The following is a 16213-nucleotide window of genomic DNA, read 5'->3' as shown; positions in this document are numbered from 1 at the left end:
AGCGGTGCGTGCCGTCGCTACGGCGTCGGCTTCCTGTGGCGGGTGAGGAGCTCGGTGAAGAAGTCGGCGATGAGCTGCGGGCTGTCGGGCCGGGTGAGTTCCCAGCCGCCGAAGCGGTAGATCTCATAGCCGGCCAGCCGCAGGCGGCGGTCCTCGGCGACCATCTCCGAGTACAGCCTGGGCGAGGCGGTGTAGGTGGTGCGGCCGTCCGCGCCGGCGGGGTTTGTGGTGCCGTAGTGGTGGGCGCCGTCGACCTCGATCACGATGCGGGAGCGGTCGGGGGCCAGCAGCAGGAAGTCCATGCGCTGGCGGTGCAGGGCACCGCTCTGTCCGCCGCTCTTGCGGGTGTAGGGGTCGTAGTGCAGGTAGACCTGCGGGATGAGGGCGGGCAGGTCGAACCCGTCGGGTTCGGCGTAGCGGGCGCAGTACGTGCGTAGGACCGTCTGTTCCGGCAGGGAGTCCAGGGAGCGGTACAGCCGCCGGTACAGGGCATCGGCGGCCTCCGGCTCCTCGGCGGCTGGCATGTGGTTCGTCTGCCACCAGGTGACCATCTGCCGCCAGGTCAGGCCCTGTGCCGGCAGCGGGGCGCTGTACACGAGGCAGTTCTCGGCGTTCTGAAGGATCTCCACGTCGTTGTTCACCGCGTCCCGCAGCACGATCTTCGGCTTCAGGCCGACGGCCGCGAAGATGAGGTTCTTGAAAGCGCCGCGGGGGCCGTTCTTGAAGCGTTGCTCGTACTCGATCTCCTGCAAGTCCTCCAGGGCCTGCCGGGTCGGCCCGAGCAGCTCTTCGATGCACTCGCGGCGTGCCTGCCAGCCGCCGCCCCCGGACATGTCGTTCTTGCGCCAGTAGTCGTAGAAGCCGCTGTGATGACGGAACGGCAGCTGCGGCGGCTCAAGGCCCAAGCGTTCGAGAACCGCCCGGTGCGCTTTGACTGCGAGGACGACTTCCTCGTCATTCATGCGTTCGTCGTGGCGTGTGCCCCGGGCGACGAAGTCCTCGTGCAGCAACCGGATCAGGGCCACGGCTACGTCCAGGTCCGGGTGGGCGGGCAGGGGACCGAACCGCAGAGACTCCATCAGCTCGACATCCAGCTCCCACAGCTGGCACACCCATTCACCCGGCCTGTGGTCGGGCCAGTCCGCGCGCTCATCGGGCCTGCCGCGGAAGAAGTCATCTGTCTGCATGCTTGCGCATCCCCCCTGCCCCACAGCGCTGTCGTAAGGGATTGTCGCTGGTGTCACTGACAAGGGGGAGCTGCGCGCAACCGGTGAACGGCGGTGACAGCGAGACGGGCGCTCCGGCGCGCCTACGTGAGCAGGCCGGTGACTTCGCGGACGGCGTCCCGGGCGGTGCGGCCGACGCCGATAAGGGTGGCCGAGGCCGGGCCGGTCCAGTCGCCGTAGCCGAGCAGGTGCAGCCGTGGCTCGCCCAGGGCGCGGGTGCCGTCGGTGGGGATGCGGCCGCGCGGGCCGCGCAGGTCCAGCGGGGCGAGGTGGGACAGGGCCGGGCGGAAGCCGGTGCACCAGATAATCGCGTCCGCGCCGGCCCCGCTGCCGTCGGCCCACCGAACGCCGCCGGCGGTGAGCTGGGAGAACATCGGCCTCGCCTGCAGGCGTTCTGCGTCGCGGGCGGCGCGGACGGGCGGCACGGCGACGATGTCGCCGAGCGAGGCCACTCCGCCGGTGTCGCTGCGGCCGGCATCGAGGGAACGGCGGCGGGCGGTGGCGACGTCGAACAGGGCGCGGCCGTCGATGTCGTCGGGGAGATAACGGGGCGGGCGCTTGGTCACCCACGTGACATCGACGCGGCCGTCCAGGGTGAGGTCGGCGGCGACTTCTCGTAGTCGGTGAGGTAGTCCACCACGTGCCCGGCGTCCGGGTAGGTCTCGCCTGCCTGGGCGGGCATAAGCCGGCCGGGCAGCGAGGAGTGTTCCGCCGGGGAGAACAGGCGCAGCGAGTCCCACATGTGCTGCCAGGACCCGCCCGGCGCCGCCTCGGCGTCCAGGATGGTGAAGTCGAGGCTCTGGCGGCGCAGGTGGTAGCCGGCGGCGAGCCCAGCCTGGCCGCTGCCGACCACCACCACATCCGTGTGCTGCGTCACGGGGCCGTCGTCACCGCGCCGGCGGCGAACTTCCTTCGCCAGGCGAGCGCGACGTAGACCAGGCCGATCAGCACCGGGACTTCAATGAGCGGGCCGACGACGCCGGACAGCGCCTGGCCGGAGGTGACGCCGAAAGTCGCGATGGCGACCGCGATGGCCAGCTCGAAGTTGTTGCCCGCCGCGGTGAACGCCAGCGTCGCGGTGCGGTCGTAGGCCAGACCCAGGCCCTTGCCGAGGAGGAAGGTGCCGAAGAACATGACCGCGAAGTAGACCAACAGCGGCAGCGCGATCCGGGCGACGTCCAGCGGCTGCGAGGTGATCGTCTTCCCCTGCAGGGCGAAGAGGATGACGATCGTGAACAGCAGGCCGTACAGCGCCCACGGGCCGATCTTCGGCAGGAACTTCGCCTCGTAGTCGGTGCGGCCCATCTTCTGCTCACCGATGCGGCGGGTGAGGAAGCCGGCGAGCAGCGGGACGCCGAGGAAGATGACCACGTTCAGGGCGATCTCCCACATCGAGATGTCCAGGTGCTCGCCGTCACCGAGGCCCAGCCAGCCGGGCAGCAGGTCGAGGTAGAACCAGCCCAGCAGGCCGAACGCGATGACCTGGAAGACGGAGTTCAGTGCGACGAGGACGGCGGCGGCCTCGCGGTCGCCGCAGGCCAGGTCGTTCCAGATGATGACCATGGCGATGCAGCGGGCAAGTCCCACGATGATCAGACCGGTGCGGTACTCGGGCAGGTCCGGCAGGAAGATCCACGCCAGCGCGAACATCACCGCCGGTCCGAGAATCCAGTTGATGACCAGAGAGGAGATCATCAGCTTGCGGTCACCGGTGACAGCGTCCAGCTTGTCGTAGCGGACCTTGGCCAGGACCGGATACATCATGATCAGCAGGCCGAGCGCGATCGGCAGGGAGATCCCGCCGATCTCCACCTTCGCCAGCGCGTCGTTCAGTCCCGGGATCACCCGCCCGAGCCCGAGGCCGACGGCCATGGCGATGAGGATCCACACCGCGAGGTAGCGGTCGAGGGTGGAGAGCTTCTTGACGATCGAGTCGTCCCCGGCCGGGCCGGCGCCTTCGGTGGAGGCGGTGGTGGGCTCGGTGGAGGTCACGGGCAGGCCCTCTTGTTCTCGGAAGCGGTACGGGCGGAGTCGGCCAGCGCGGCGAACTGTTCGGAGAGCCCGGCCAGTACGTCGGGCTTGAGCTTGTAGTAGGTGAACCGGCCGCACGGCTCGGTCTCCACCAGCCCGGCCTCGCGCAGCACCTTCATGTGGTTGGACAGGTTGGTCTGCTTGGCTCCGGTCTCCTCAACCAGGTGCGTCATGCAGAGCGTCTCGCGCGCCAGCAGGGTCACGATCTGGAGGCGGAGCGGATCGCCCAGCACCCGGATCACGTCAGGATCGACTGAAGTCAGCATGCACTGATACTCTCACATCATCGCCCGCTGATACCAGCGGGGGCTGAAGTCATTGGCGGCTGGGTTCCGCCATGCGACGAGAGAGAACGATCACCATGGCCGACAAGCCGTCCGTCCTGTTCGTCTGCGTCCACAACGCCGGCCGCTCCCAGATGGCCGCCGCGTGGCTGACCCACCTGGCCGGCGACCGCGTCGAGGTCCGCTCCGCCGGCTCCAACCCCGGCGACCAGGTCAACCCGGCCGCCGTCGAGGCCATGGCCGAAGTGGGCATCGACATCTCCATGGAGACGCCGAAGATCCTCACCATCGACGCGGTCCGCGAGTCGGACGTCTGCATCACCATGGGCTGCGGCGACACCTGCCCCGTCTTCCCCGGCAAGCGCTACCTGGACTGGGAGCTCGAGGACCCGGCCGGCCAGGGCGTCGAGGCCGTGCGCCCGATCCGCGACGAGATCAAGACCCTGGTCGAGGGCCTGATCGCCGAGATCGCCCCCGCGAAGCCGGAGACGACGGCGTGAGCGAGATACGCGAGGTCGTCATCATCGGCTCCGGCCCCGCCGGGTACACCGCCGCCCTCTACACCGCCCGCGCCCAACTCAGGCCCCTGCTGTTCGGAAGCTCCATCTTCGTCGGCGGCTCACTGACGACCACGACCGAGGTGGAGAACTTTCCCGGCTTCCCCGAGGGTGTCGACGGCCCGGTCCTCATGGAGAACATGCGGGCCCAGGCCGAGAAGTTCGGCGCCGAGGTGATCGACGACGACATCGTCTCCGTCGACCTGACCGGCGACATCAAGCTTCTGACCGACTCTGTGGGCACCGTCCACCGCGCGAAGACGGTGATCATCGCGACCGGCTCCGGCTACCGCAAGCTCGGCCTCCCGAACGAGGACGAGCTGTCCGGCCGCGGCGTCTCGTGGTGCGCGACCTGCGACGGGTTCTTCTTCCGCGACCGCGACATCGTCGTGGTCGGCGGCGGCGACACCGCCATGGAGGAAGCCACCTTCCTCACCCGCTTCGCCAAGTCGGTCACCGTCGTCCACCGCCGCTCCACCCTGCGCGCCTCCAAGGTCATGCAGGACCGAGCCTTCGCCGACGACAAAATCTCCTTCGCCTTCGACAGCGAGATCGCCGAAATCAAGGACACAGGCGGCATCCTCGGCGGCGTCGTCCTGCGCGACGTCTTCACCGGCGCCACCCGCGACCTGGACGTGACGGGCCTGTTCATCGCGATCGGCCACGACCCGCGCACCGAGCTGTTCACCGGCCAGGTGGAGCTGGACGGCGAGGGCTACATCCAGGTGGATTCCCCTCCACGCGCACCAACCTGCCCGGCGTGTTCGCGGCCGGCGACGTCGTCGACCACACCTACCGCCAAGCCATCACCGCCGTCGGCACCGGCGCCGCCGCGGCCCTGGACGCCGAGCGCCACCTCGCCGCCCGCGGCCCGGCACAGACCGAACCGGCGACCGCTGCCGTCCCTGCCTGAACAGCATTCGCAAGCGGGGCCGACCGGAACCTCCGGGCGGCCCCGTCGTCGTTCTCGCACCAGCCGTCATCGGTAAGCGAGCCGATCACATTCGGTGACCAAAGCTTGCCAACTAACCTGCTGCACCTTTGCCAACTACGCAGCGACACATCCATCAGGCCAGCGACAACCTGCGCCGCTTTTGCCAACAAAGCTGCGTGGTCACAGCGGCTTGTTCCTGCTGGGGACCCGGGGTGGTGTCCATCAACCGATCGTCTCGTTGATACCGCGCCAGTCCGCTGCGGGCGGTCCGGGGGCGGTCGGCAGGGCGCAAGAGCGGAGCGGAGGAGCTGGGCATGCTTGCACTACCCCTCAACTGGTGGTTTGGCCCGGGAAGTTGAGGAGGGTCTTGGATGCGCGCCTAGCGTGGTTTGTGCCGTGGTCTGCGGGCTGCGGTGCGGTGTCGCTTCCTGCGGCACCGGAGCAGTGACAGACAGCGAGCACTGATGGCGGCGGACTTCCAGACCGGCGAGATTCCCCACGGCTTCGCGTTCGATGAGCGCGGCGAGCTCATCCACTACAAGTACGGCATCGTCCTGGCCGTCCCGTCGGCCAACCAGGCCGGCTGGTCGGGTGACATGTGGCTCAGCTTCGGCTCTGCCTGGAGGGACGCAAAGATCAAGGTGAACTGGCACGACGGCACCAACTGGAGCGCCGCCGTGGACTTGACCGTCACGCATGCAGGCGGCCGGGTCCACACCGGCGCGAAGCTTCCGACGGGTACGCAGAAGATCGCCATCGGCCGCGTCAAGAAGACCCTTACCGACACTGAGGACGACATCCCGGTCAGCTGGCTGCTCCAAGTCGCAGAGGCGTGACCCAGGGCCCCCTCCTGTAACTCCCGATGCCCGGTCCGGCCCAGCAGGGCGGGCCGGCATCGTGCCGTTCATCTCACGAGTGGGCCATCGAGGAAGTCGTCCTCGCCCGCTTGCCCGGCCAATGCCGGTCCGTCGATCCGCTTCGCTTTGGCGTAGACCGCATTGAGGAATTGATCGAAGGGCACTTCCAGCACGATCGCAGCGGCGAGCAGCAGGGCCTTCCATCCGCCCACCGGGGTTAGGCCGCGGGGCTGAAGAACAGGCCCCGATGTTGACGTGTGCGTGTCCGCGGGATGCCGCGCGCGTTCGTTGTCTGACACAACGCGGCACGTGGTGTCTGCGGCCCCGTCCAGCTTCCCGGCGATCACGGCAGGGGCTGCACCTCTCCGGTTGAACGGGCCGGTGATGGGCGGCTCCGGACGTCATGGCACCGACTCCTCCGGAGCCGCCGTCTCTCACCGGGGCAGGGGTTCAGCTGGCGGCGGCGCGTTCGGCCTGTGCCTTTGTGTGGGCGAGCCGGTAGGACTCCGTGCCGGTCTGGATGATCGCGCCGTTGAAGGTCAGCCGGTCGACGATGGCCACGCAAAGCCGCGGGTCGGTGAAGGTCTTCGTCCAGCCCGAAAACGACTCGTTGGAGGCGATGGCCGGTGGCATGTGGGAGCTGGCGGCCGCGGTGTGGCAGGAGACCGAGCTGCTGCTGTGGACGCCGCCGGCGGCGTGGTTCAGCGTCAACGCCTTCTACACCGTCGCAGACCCTCAAACGCGCGGCAGCCAAGGCGTTCTTCCAGGTCTTCGGCCTGGTGCTCTGCCCATTCGATGAGGTCGTAGTTCTCGTTGGGGCAGCCGGGCTCCAGGACGTACAGGTCGTCGTCCCAGTTGCTTCCTCCATAGACGTGGATGAGCTCCTTGTAGTCGGAGGGAAGTGCAACCTCAAGGCTGCGCTCGACCTCGTCCCAATCTTTCTGGCGGGGCTCGCTCGGCGCTGGCGCGATCTCAAGCAGACGCGGGAGGGCGTTGGTCATGGCTGGGTCCTGTTCCTAGGGATCAATGAGTCCGGGCGGCAGGCAGTTGGCTTCATTTGACTGCTCTCGCCAGCCACCCCTTTTCTGGTTCGGTATGAATGCGGTATTTCCCGGCTCGGTGATTCCGGATCATGTCCTCTCCCAGCGTGGCGTGCATTCCCGTCGGCCGTCCGAGTCCGTCCAGTTCGCCGTAAACAACCCTGCCATCCCACGTAGGGTGTTGCGGGTCAGGAGGTTGATGACGTTTCGCTGATCAGCGGATCTCGTTGTCGGGGTGCTCGCTGTCGTAGGTCTCACGGGCGCGGGCGATGTGAGCCCGGTGTTCGATTGACCAGTCGGCGAGTGCCTTGACGAGGTGTGTCAGGCTCGCGCCTGTCTCGGTGAGCCGGTAGTCGACCTGGGCCGGCACGGTCGGATACACGGTCCGAAGGACCAGGCTGTCTCGCTCCAGCCGGCGCACCGTAAGGGTCAGCATGCGCTGGGAGATCCCATCGATGGCGCGCTGAAGTTGCCGGAAGCGCCGCGGGCCGTTGGCGAGCTCGACGATGACGAGGACCGACCACTTGTCACCGATCCGGTCGAGGACGTCGCGGATCCCGCAGTCGGGGTGGTCCTGCTGTCCGCAGGGTTCGAGTTGAGCGGGTTCAGCGGTTACCTCGGTGTGCGTCACTGACACGAAACTGCCTCCTTGTGGGTCCATCTGGGCCGGTTGAAGATCTCACCGTAGTTACTGAAGAGAACCACGGTAGGAGACAGAACCACAATGATCATGGTGACCGGCGCGAACGGACAGCTCGCCTCTCTCACGCTCCAGGAGTTGGCTGAGCGCCACGTGCCCGCCCTGGGCGGCACTCGATCGCCCGCAGAAGGGCAGCGGCGACTCGACTTCGACGACCCCACGAGCCTCGACCTCACCGGCGTTTCTACGCTGGTCCTCGTCTCGGCGGGGTACGCCGAGGACGACCAGGTCATCCCCCGGCACCAGGCAGCTCTAGACGCTGCGGTGCGCAATGGCGTGAGCCACGTGGTGTACACCAGCCTGGCTGGCGACGGTGACCACCTTGGCTTCGCCCTCGCCCACCGGGCCACCGAGCAGCTGATCAAGGGCAGTGGAATTGGGTGGACGGTCCTGCGCAACGGGCTCTACGCCGAACTCTTCGGGGCGCTCCTGGCATGGACCGCTGACGGCGTGGAATCGGCGTTCGGCGACGGAGCGCTCGCCGCTGTGGCGCGGGCGGACCTGGCCGCGGCCGCAGCCGTCGTGGCCAGCAATCCGACCGCGCACGCCGGCAAGACCTATGACCTGGTCGGCGAACCGATCACCGCCGTCGACATCGCCGAATCCCTCGGAGTCGCCCACCGGACCATTGGGCTCAGGGAGTACCGGGCACAACTCCTCGCTGACGACACGCTACTGCCGTTCCAGCCGCCGATGCTCGCCTCGATCGCGACCAGCGTCCGCCACGGGTTCCTCAGGACCACCGGCCCCGACCTCGCCCAACTACTCGGCCGACCGCTCACCGACCCGCTCACCGTCGCCACGGACACCGCGGCCGCGATGCGCCCCGACGCCAGCTGACACGGATGGTTCACCGCAATGCGCGACACTGTCACGTTGGCTGTCCGGGTGGGATGATCTTCGGGTTGATCACGCTGGCAAGGGTCGTCCGTGGACAGCGCGCCGCCGTCGTACAAGGGGCACCGATACCCAGTCGAGATCATCTCCCGCTGCGTGTGGCGGTACCACCGCTTCCCGGTGTCGTTCCGCGAGGTCGAGGAGCTGATGCTCCAACGCGGTGTCGTCGTCTCCTACGAGTCCGTCTGCCGCTGGTGCGCCAAGTTCGGCCAGGCCTACGCCAACGGACTGCGCCGCCGCCGGCCCCGTCCCGGGGACAAGTGGCACCTGGACGAGGTCTTCATCAAGGTCAACGGCGAGCAGCGGTACCTGTGGCGGGCCGTGGACGCCGACGGCAACGTCCTGGACGTCCTCGTGCAGAACCGGCGGGACACCGCCACGGCCAGGCGGTTTTTCCGCAAACTGATGAAGAAGGCCCACATGGTGCCCCGGGTGGTCGTCACCGACAAGCTGCGCTCATACGGCGCCGCTCACCGTGAGGTCATGCCCTCGGTCGAGCACCGCTCCCACAAGGGCCTGAACAACCGGGCCGAGAACAGCCACCAGCCCACCCGGCAGCGCGAACGCGCGATGAAGGGCTTCCGCAGTACCGGTGGCGCCCGGCGGTTCCTGTCCGCGTTCAGCGGCATCTCACCTCACTTCCGGCCCCGCCGCCACCTCAGGACAGCCTCCGACCACCGCGCCGAAATGACCATCCGCTTCGTGATCTGGGACCAGATCACCGGCACTGCCGACCAGCCCACCACGGCCTGAGCACACGCCCGGACCCCAGGCCCACCATGCCCCGCCGCGCCGTCAGACCGGCACGTACCCAACAACGTGACAACGCCCTCGCCAGGACTGCGACCAGAGTCTGGATTCGGCTGCCTGCTCAGCGCCGTATCAGCCGTGGCCGTCCAGCACATGGTTTCGTACGGTGAGAAGTGGACGGTGGGCGGCTGCAGCAGCTGTCCGGAGACCGAGAGAGAGCCATCGCCATCGTGGAGCCGTCCGGCCGCGCATGCGCGTGCGCTACGGAAGCGGGCCTTCGCCCGGTGGTCTCTGGTGCCTGACGGACTGGATCGGACCGGCGCCGAGCAACGGCTGCTCGAGCGTGAGGGCGAGCTGCGGTGTCTCGGCGCGGCGATCGCAGGCGCGAAGGCCGGCAGAGGCGCGGTCGTGGCGCTGGAGGGCACGGCGGGGATCGGCAAGACCCGGCTGCTACGAGCCGCGATGGAGCTTGCGGCGGAAAGCGGCGTGGCCGTGGTCAGCGCTCGCGGCGGGCAGATGGAGACCGAGTTCGCCTTCGGCGTCGCCAGGCAGTTGTTCGAGCCGGTGTTGACCGGCGCGGAGAACGGCGAGCGTGAGCTGTTGCTCGAAGGCGCTGCCGCCCCCTCAGCATGGCTGCTCGGCGGCGGCCGCGCCGATCGTCTCGGTGAACCGGTCGGCGGCGGCGATCGCAGCTTCGCCACGCTGCACGGGCTCTACGGGCTGACCGCGAAGCTGGCGGCGCGCGTGCCGCTGATGATGGTGGTCGACGACGCGCACTGGGCCGATGTGCCGTCTCTGCGTTTCCTGGGCTATCTGGCTCGGCGCGTGCACGGGCTGCCGGCGCTGCTGACCGTGGCAGTGCGCCCGGAGGACCCCGGCGCCCACGGCCTGCTGCTCACGGAGCTGGTGGCGGGCCCCGAGGTCGACGTCGTCCGACTGAGTCCGTTCACGCTCGACGCAGTACGGACCCTGTTGCAGGACGCATTCGCGGCAGCGCCCCTCGAGCCGGGGTTCGTCCATGATTGCTGGACGATGACGGGGGGCAACCCATTTCTGGTCACGCAGCTGATCGGCGCCCTGCGTGCCCGGGGTGCCCAGCCGACGTCGGCAGCAGTCGAGCAGGTCGGCGAGATGGGTCTCGAGACAGTGTCGCGGTGGATCAACCTGCGTCTGGCGGGCCTGCCGCCGTCGGCTACGGCGCTGGCCGCGGCCGTGGCGGTGTTGGGCGACGGAGCCGACGTAGTGCTGACTGCCCGCCTGGCAGGGCTCGACCTACCCAGCTGCGACGAGGCTGTCGACGGACTTGTCTCGATGAGCATCCTGCGCGTCGCCGATGGCCTGGGATTCGCGCACCCACTCGTGCGCTGGGCGATCTATGCGGGGCTCCCCCCGCGTCGACGGGCGCGAGGACACCGGGACGCCGCCCGGCTTCTGTGGCAGGCGGGCGGCGCGGTCGAGCACGTGGCGTCGCACCTGCTGGCAGCCGCCCCGGCCGGCGACGGGGAGGTCGTCGACATCCTGCTCGACGCCGCCCGCTCGGCCACTCAAAAGGGCGCGCCCGACCTCGCGGTGCGCTACCTCAAGCGGGCGCTCGCGGAGTCGGCACACGACACGTCCAGGCCCGAGCTGTTGCGCGAACTCGGTACCGCCGAGCAGAACGCAGGCCAGTTCGAAGCGGCCGCAGAAAACCTGCGGCGTGCGCTGGAGTGCACCGACGACATGGCGGCGAAGATCGAGATTGCGTACCGCCTGCGTACGGCACTGGTGTGGTCGGGCCGCGCGCACGAGGTCGCACCCGCTCTGGACGGCCTCATCGCCGAGGCCACCGCGCGGGACTCCGAGGGCGCGCTGCTCCTGGAAGCAGCCGTGGCCGGGGCCCTGCAAGTGGACCTCTCGACACCGCGCGGGCTACGCGACCGCGTCCGGCAGGTCGTCGGGCCCGCTTTCGCCGGCGAACCCGTCCCTCCCCACGTCTCCAGCCTGGCGGCAGTCGAGGCACTCTTCGATAACGAACCGGCCGCTCGGGTTCTCCGCCTGGCCGAGGAGGCGGTCCGCGGCTGGTACCAGGCGCCCGAGTTCGCACGCGGACCGATAAAGGCCCAGCTCTTCGTGGCGCTTATCCTGGCCGAGAGCCACTCGCTCGCCCGGCGGCTGCTCGACGACGAGGTGGAGGACGCACGCCGGCACGGGTCGGCCGCGCAGTTCCTGAACGCGGCTGTCCTCCGTTCGACGCTCTTTCACCGGGTGGGCATGCTGGCCGAAGCCGAGGCTGACGCTCGCGCCGCGTTGGAGGCGGCGCACCTCCATCTGAGGACGGGGCCGTCCGGCAGTCGGCCGTCGGCTCACTCCCTGCATGCTCCCATGGCGGTCGCCGTGCTGGTCGACACCATGATCGAACGCGAGGAGATCGGGGACGCCGAGCGGCTGCTGACCGAGACCGGGTTGGCCGACGCTGACAGTCCTCTGCTGCTCTTTTCCTTCCTGATCGGCGCGCGCGCCCGGCTGCGGGCGGCACAGGGGCGGACGGCGGAGACGATCAATGAGCTGCTGGCCCTGGGCGCCCGGATGGAGGGCGCGGTTCTGACACCCGCACTCGTGCCCTGGCGGTCGCAGGCGGCACTCGCGCTTGCAGGCACGGACGCCGATGCGGCGCGTCGGCTGGCTCGTGAAGAGCTCGCGCTTGCCCGGGTGTTCGGGGCGCCGGGAACGCTCGGGGTGGTACTGCGAGCGGCCGCGCTGACGGGCGGCCTGGACGAGAGGGTGGACCTGCTGCGGGAATCGGTGGCTGTGCTCGAGGGCTCGACGGCGCGCCTTGAGCGGGCACGCTCCCTTGTCGACCTGGGCGCTTCGTTGCGCCGCCGGGGCCGACGCTCCGAGGCGCGGACCGCGCTTGAGCGGGGAATGGACGGCGCCTGGTCCTGTGGGGCGACCGCGCTGGCACAGCGGGCGAGTGAGGAGCTACGAGCCGGAGGCGCGCGGCCCCGTCGGCTGGCGCTCACCGGTGTCGACGCACTCACCGGCGCGGAGCGCGGCGTCGCCGGCCTCGCCGCCCAGGGCCTCACCAACCGGCAGATCGCGGAAGCGCTCGTCATCAGCCTGCACACCGTGGAGACCCACCTGCGCCACGTCTTCCAAAAGCTCGACATCACCTCGCGCAAGCAGCTCGCAGAGCATCTCCACGGATCGCATGAGCCCGCGTCTCCGTAGGGGAAATCGTCAGGGTTCCGGGCGGCAAAGGTCAGCGTCGATCCATCGACGCCAAGGCGCCGGCAGACCGCCAAGGTCGTGTCAGAGAGCAGAAAGACCCGGGAGTCGCCGCAGTGAGGCCCCACGACCGCGGGAGGCGAAACGACATGGTGATACAGCAGGTGAGCCACCACGACTATGTGATCGTCGGGGGCGGAACGGCCGGTTGCGTGCTCGCAGCCCGACTCTCCGAACGCGACGGTGCGCGTGTGCTGCTCCTGGAGGCAGGAGGTCCTCCGACCCTCGACCTGCTCACGGTCCCGCAGGCGTGGCCGGCGCTGATGAGGACCGAGGTCGATTGGTGCTACGCGACGGTGCCCCAGGCCGGTACGGCCCAGCGCGAACACGTCATGCCCCTCGGCAAGGTGCTCGGCGGCTCGAGCGCGATCAACGCCATGGCCCACATCCGTGGGCACCGGGCCAACTTCGACCGCTGGGCGCGCGAGGGCGCGACCGGTTGGGATTACGACAGCGTGCTGCCGTACTTCAAGCGATCGGAGCACACCGAGGGACGCGACCCGGCCTATCGCGGCCTCGGCGGACCGCTGCGCCTCGCACCGGCGCACAATCCCCATCCGCTCTCCCAGGCACTCTTCGATGCCGCACTCGAGGTGGGAATCCCCGCGACCGAGGACAGCAACGGCAAGCAGCCCGAGGGGGTCTGCTGGCATGAGCTCAACATCGTCGACGGCGCGCGCCAGAGCGCGGCCACCGCCTACCTCGAGCCGATCTCCCGCCGCCCTGGCCTCACCGTCGAGACCACGGCGCTCGCGCTGCGCCTGCTGCTCGACGGCGATCGCTGCGTCGGCGTCGAGTACGCCGTCGACGGCCGAGCCCATCGCGCCCGGGCCATGGAGGAGGTCGTGCTGTGCGCCGGCGCGGTCGGCTCGCCGAAGCTGCTCATGCTCTCCGGGCTCGGTCCCGAGCGGCACCTGCGCGAGCTCGGCATCGATGTCGTCGAAGACCTCCCGGACGTCGGCGCGAACCTCCACGATCATCCGCTCGCCGGCATCACCTACGAGGCACGCCGGCCGGTCGAGCCCGGCGCCAACCAGCACGGCGAAGTCACCGCGCTCCAGCGCACGAGGCCGGACGTGGACGAGCCCGACCTCCAGTTCGTCTTCATCGACGTGCCCTTCCACCCACCGGACCTCCAGGGCCCTCCGAACGGCTACACCATCGGCTTCGCCGTCATGACGCCGCTCTCGCGCGGCACGCTGAGACTGGCCGACCCCGATCCCACACAGGCGCCGCTGATCGACCCCGACTACCTCGGCGAGCAGGAGGACGTGCGCCGCCTGCTGATCGGATTCCAGCGGGCGCGCGAGATCGGCGCGGCGTCCGCCCTGGCCGAGTGGCGCGGCCGGCAGGTGCTGCCCGGGCCCGACGTCGTCCGTGGGGCCGCCATGCGCGACTACGTGGCGCGCTGCACAGGCACCTATTTCCACCTCGTCGGGACCTGCGCGATCGGCAAGGTCGTCGATCCGCAGCTGCGGGTGCGCGGCATCGACGGACTGCGCGTCGCCGACGCGTCAGTGATGCCCTCGATCGTCTCGGCGAACACCAACGCGACCACGGTCATGATCGGCGAGCGGGCCGCCGCACTCATCGCCGACGGCGGCTGGTGAGCCTGACATGTGGCGGGAACATCATGGTCGCGCGTGAAAAATCTCAGCGTTGGCTCAGTGATGCGAAGTCAACTCACGGCTTCCCACCATGGGACTGACAACCCAATGGCGGGCCAGGACCACGGCGCCCTTGACCCGCTGACGACAAGGAGGTCGGCGATGTCTTCGCACGCGACCATCCAAGCCTCGGCCCTCATCCAGGATCGACTCTTCATCGGCGGTGACATGGTCGAGCCGGAGTCCGACGACCTGCTCGAGGTCATCTCTCCGGCCACCGAGGAGCAGATCGGTTCGGCTCCCTCCGCGACGCCCGCCGACGTTGCGAGGGCTGTCCGCGCGGCCCGTGCTGCCTTCGATAACGGACCGTGGCCGCGCATGTCGCCTCAGGAGCGAGCGGACGCCCTGGAGCCCTTCGCCGACCACCTCCGGTCGCGCGTCCCGCAGATCGCAGGACTGATCACGGAGGAGATGGGCTCGCCGATCAGCTTCTCCCATCAGCTCCAGGCACCGGTTCCCGTCATGCTCCTTGACTACTTCCGGGGGCTCGCCGCGACCTTCCCCTTCGAGCAGGACCGAGCAGGTCTCACCGGCACGTCCCGCATCCTCCGGGAGCCGGTCGGCGTCGTCGGGCAGATCGTCCCGTGGAACGCCCCGCTCATCCTCACGATGGTGAACCTCGCCCCCGCACTCATCGCCGGTTGCACCGTAGTGCTCAAGCCGGCGCCCGAGACGCCGCTCGACGCGTACGTGCTCGCCGAGGCCGCGATGGAAGCGCTCCTGCCTCCGGGCGTGCTGAACATCGTCCCCGCCGACCGGGCGAACAGCGAGGCGCTGGTGCGCCATCCGCAGGTCGACAAGATCAGTTTCACCGGCAGCTCAGCGGTCGGGCGACGGGTCGCCGCCCTCTGCGGTGAGCAGTTCAAGCGGGTCACCCTGGAGTGCGGCGGGAAGTCGCCCGCCATCATCCTGGAGGACGCCGACCTCGACAGCGTCGTGCCGGCCCTCATGCCCTACGCGATCATGATGTCCGGCCAGCACTGCCTGGCGCAGACCCGGATCCTCGCGCCTCGAAGCCGCTACCGCCAGGTCGTCGACGCAGTCTCCCAGGCCGCGGCCGCGCTGACGGTCGGTGATCCACACGATCCCGCCACCGAGGTCGGCCCACTGGTGGCAGAGCGCCAGCGACGCCGGGTCGAGGACTACATCGCGAGTGGGCGGCAGGAAGGTGCGGTGATCACGGTGGGCGGCGGCCGCCCCTCGCGCCTGGCGAAGGGCTGGTACGTCGAGCCGACGATCTTCGCCGACGTCGAGAGCCGCATGCGCATCGCCCAGGACGAAATCTTCGGTCCGGTACTCGTCGTGATCCCATTCGACGACGACAACGACGCCGTTCGCATAGCCAACGACTCCAAGTACGGGCTGTCGGGAAGCGTGTGGAGCAATGATCAGGACCGCGCCCTGCGGATCGCCCGCCGAGTCCGCACCGGAGGCCTGACGATCAACGGTTACCGAATCGAGTTCGGCGCGCCCTTCGGCGGCTACAAGGAATCCGGCATCGGCCGAGAGTTCGGGCCCGAGGGGCTCAGCTCCTTCACCGAGTACAAGACGATCAACCTCCCCAACGGAACAGCCCACGGACAGCCAGGCTGAGCAAAGCCCCCGGAGGGCGCAGCAGGAGCGGACCGAGAAGCCGACCAAGACGGAAACGAACAACGTCGAAGGGCCCCACCGCGAACGACGGGGCCCTTCGACATGCCCGGTGAGGCACTGGCGGAGGATACGAGATTCGAACTCGTGAGGGGTTGCCCCCAACACGCTTTCCAACTGTGGTGATGGGACGGTGGGCGGTGTGCAGGGGCGTTCACCTGGGTTCATGGGCGGACGGCCCGTACGTCGTGTCCGGCGTGAGGTCGCTCTGTGGCCGCAGTGCGGCGTCACGCCCGATGACTAGGCCCATGGATGCTGTCGTGCAGCGGGAGACTGAGCCGGACAACAACGACGGCTCGGGCGCTGTCACGTTGGCTGGTCGGGTGAGATGGTTTTTCGGGTGGATCAGGCCGGGA

General features: G+C 69.0%; 13 protein-coding genes and 3 pseudogenes. 8 read left to right on the top strand and 8 right to left on the bottom strand.

What is annotated here, in order from left to right:
• Window positions 1-17: 17 nt before the first annotated feature.
• The 4 genes and pseudogenes from AOQ53_RS24375 to AOQ53_RS24360 all read right to left on the bottom strand — a co-directional run bounded on the left by AOQ53_RS24375 (window position 18) and on the right by AOQ53_RS24360 (window position 3523).
• Window positions 18-1187: a hypothetical protein gene (locus AOQ53_RS24375; protein WP_236711790.1), complete on the bottom strand. Its 1170-nt coding sequence runs from the start codon at window positions 1185-1187 to the stop codon at window positions 18-20.
• 122 nt (window positions 1188-1309) lie between these two features.
• Window positions 1310-2103: pseudogene (locus tag AOQ53_RS24370) on the bottom strand (NAD(P)-binding protein).
• On the bottom strand, window positions 2100-3218 hold the full coding sequence (gene arsB, locus AOQ53_RS24365; protein ID WP_059420439.1) for an ACR3 family arsenite efflux transporter: 1119 nt from the start codon (window positions 3216-3218) through the stop codon (window positions 2100-2102). The pseudogene AOQ53_RS24370 and the gene arsB overlap by 4 nt, the downstream one beginning before the upstream one ends.
• Complete coding sequence (locus tag AOQ53_RS24360; RefSeq protein ID WP_059420437.1) at window positions 3215-3523, bottom strand: ArsR/SmtB family transcription factor; 309 nt, start codon at window positions 3521-3523, stop codon at window positions 3215-3217. Before AOQ53_RS24360 ends, arsB begins: the two co-directional genes overlap by 4 nt.
• A 95-nt stretch (window positions 3524-3618) precedes the next feature.
• On the opposite strand from AOQ53_RS24360, the gene AOQ53_RS24355 reads away from it, so the two are divergent.
• The 3 genes and pseudogenes from AOQ53_RS24355 to AOQ53_RS24345 all read left to right on the top strand — a co-directional run bounded on the left by AOQ53_RS24355 (window position 3619) and on the right by AOQ53_RS24345 (window position 5868).
• Complete coding sequence (locus AOQ53_RS24355; RefSeq protein ID WP_059420436.1) at window positions 3619-4041, top strand: arsenate reductase ArsC; 423 nt, start codon at window positions 3619-3621, stop codon at window positions 4039-4041.
• Window positions 4038-5011: pseudogene (gene trxB / locus AOQ53_RS24350) on the top strand (thioredoxin-disulfide reductase). The gene AOQ53_RS24355 and the pseudogene trxB overlap by 4 nt, the downstream one beginning before the upstream one ends.
• A 485-nt stretch (window positions 5012-5496) precedes the next feature.
• Window positions 5497-5868: a hypothetical protein gene (locus AOQ53_RS24345; protein ID WP_059420434.1), complete on the top strand. Its 372-nt coding sequence runs from the start codon at window positions 5497-5499 to the stop codon at window positions 5866-5868.
• A gap of 68 nt (window positions 5869-5936) precedes the next feature.
• Here the strand turns inward: AOQ53_RS24345 and AOQ53_RS44830 are convergent, their stop codons facing one another.
• The 4 genes and pseudogenes from AOQ53_RS44830 to AOQ53_RS24325 all read right to left on the bottom strand — a co-directional run bounded on the left by AOQ53_RS44830 (window position 5937) and on the right by AOQ53_RS24325 (window position 7566).
• Window positions 5937-6101, bottom strand: a complete 165-nt coding sequence (locus tag AOQ53_RS44830; RefSeq protein WP_167745758.1) for a hypothetical protein — start codon at window positions 6099-6101, stop codon at window positions 5937-5939.
• Window positions 6102-6339: 238 nt separating this feature from the next.
• Window positions 6340-6513: pseudogene (locus AOQ53_RS24335) on the bottom strand (ATP-binding protein); the annotation flags it as partial.
• 83 nt (window positions 6514-6596) lie between these two features.
• Complete coding sequence (locus tag AOQ53_RS24330) at window positions 6597-6890, bottom strand: SMI1/KNR4 family protein (protein WP_174523337.1); 294 nt, start codon at window positions 6888-6890, stop codon at window positions 6597-6599.
• A gap of 253 nt (window positions 6891-7143) precedes the next feature.
• Window positions 7144-7566: a winged helix-turn-helix transcriptional regulator gene (locus tag AOQ53_RS24325; protein WP_059420431.1), complete on the bottom strand. Its 423-nt coding sequence runs from the start codon at window positions 7564-7566 to the stop codon at window positions 7144-7146.
• An 87-nt stretch (window positions 7567-7653) separates the two neighbouring features.
• Between AOQ53_RS24325 and AOQ53_RS24320 the strand changes: the two genes are divergently transcribed.
• The 5 genes from AOQ53_RS24320 (at window position 7654) to AOQ53_RS24300 (ending at window position 15800) form a co-directional block, all read left to right on the top strand.
• Window positions 7654-8469 carry an NAD(P)H-binding protein gene (locus tag AOQ53_RS24320; protein WP_059420429.1) on the top strand — a complete coding sequence of 272 codons (816 nt, stop codon included), beginning with the start codon at window positions 7654-7656 and terminating at the stop codon, window positions 8467-8469.
• Between the two features lie 90 nt (window positions 8470-8559).
• Entirely contained in the window at window positions 8560-9279 is a 720-nt protein-coding gene (locus AOQ53_RS24315; protein ID WP_059420428.1) for an IS6 family transposase, read from the top strand.
• Window positions 9280-9570: 291 nt separating this feature from the next.
• On the top strand, window positions 9571-12483 hold the full coding sequence (locus AOQ53_RS24310) for a helix-turn-helix transcriptional regulator (RefSeq protein WP_059420427.1): 2913 nt from the start codon (window positions 9571-9573) through the stop codon (window positions 12481-12483).
• A 146-nt stretch (window positions 12484-12629) separates the two neighbouring features.
• Entirely contained in the window at window positions 12630-14150 is a 1521-nt protein-coding gene (locus AOQ53_RS24305; RefSeq protein WP_059420426.1) for a GMC family oxidoreductase, read from the top strand.
• Window positions 14151-14309: 159 nt separating this feature from the next.
• A complete protein-coding gene (locus AOQ53_RS24300; protein WP_059420425.1) occupies window positions 14310-15800 on the top strand; it encodes an aldehyde dehydrogenase in 1491 nt (496 codons plus the stop codon).
• The last annotated feature ends 413 nt before the right edge of the window (window positions 15801-16213 follow it).

Source organism: Streptomyces azureus (genome assembly GCF_001270025.1).
In the GTDB taxonomy this organism is placed as follows: Bacteria; Actinomycetota; Actinomycetes; order Streptomycetales; family Streptomycetaceae; genus Streptomyces; species Streptomyces azureus.
This window is presented reverse-complemented; position numbering and strand designations above follow the sequence as displayed.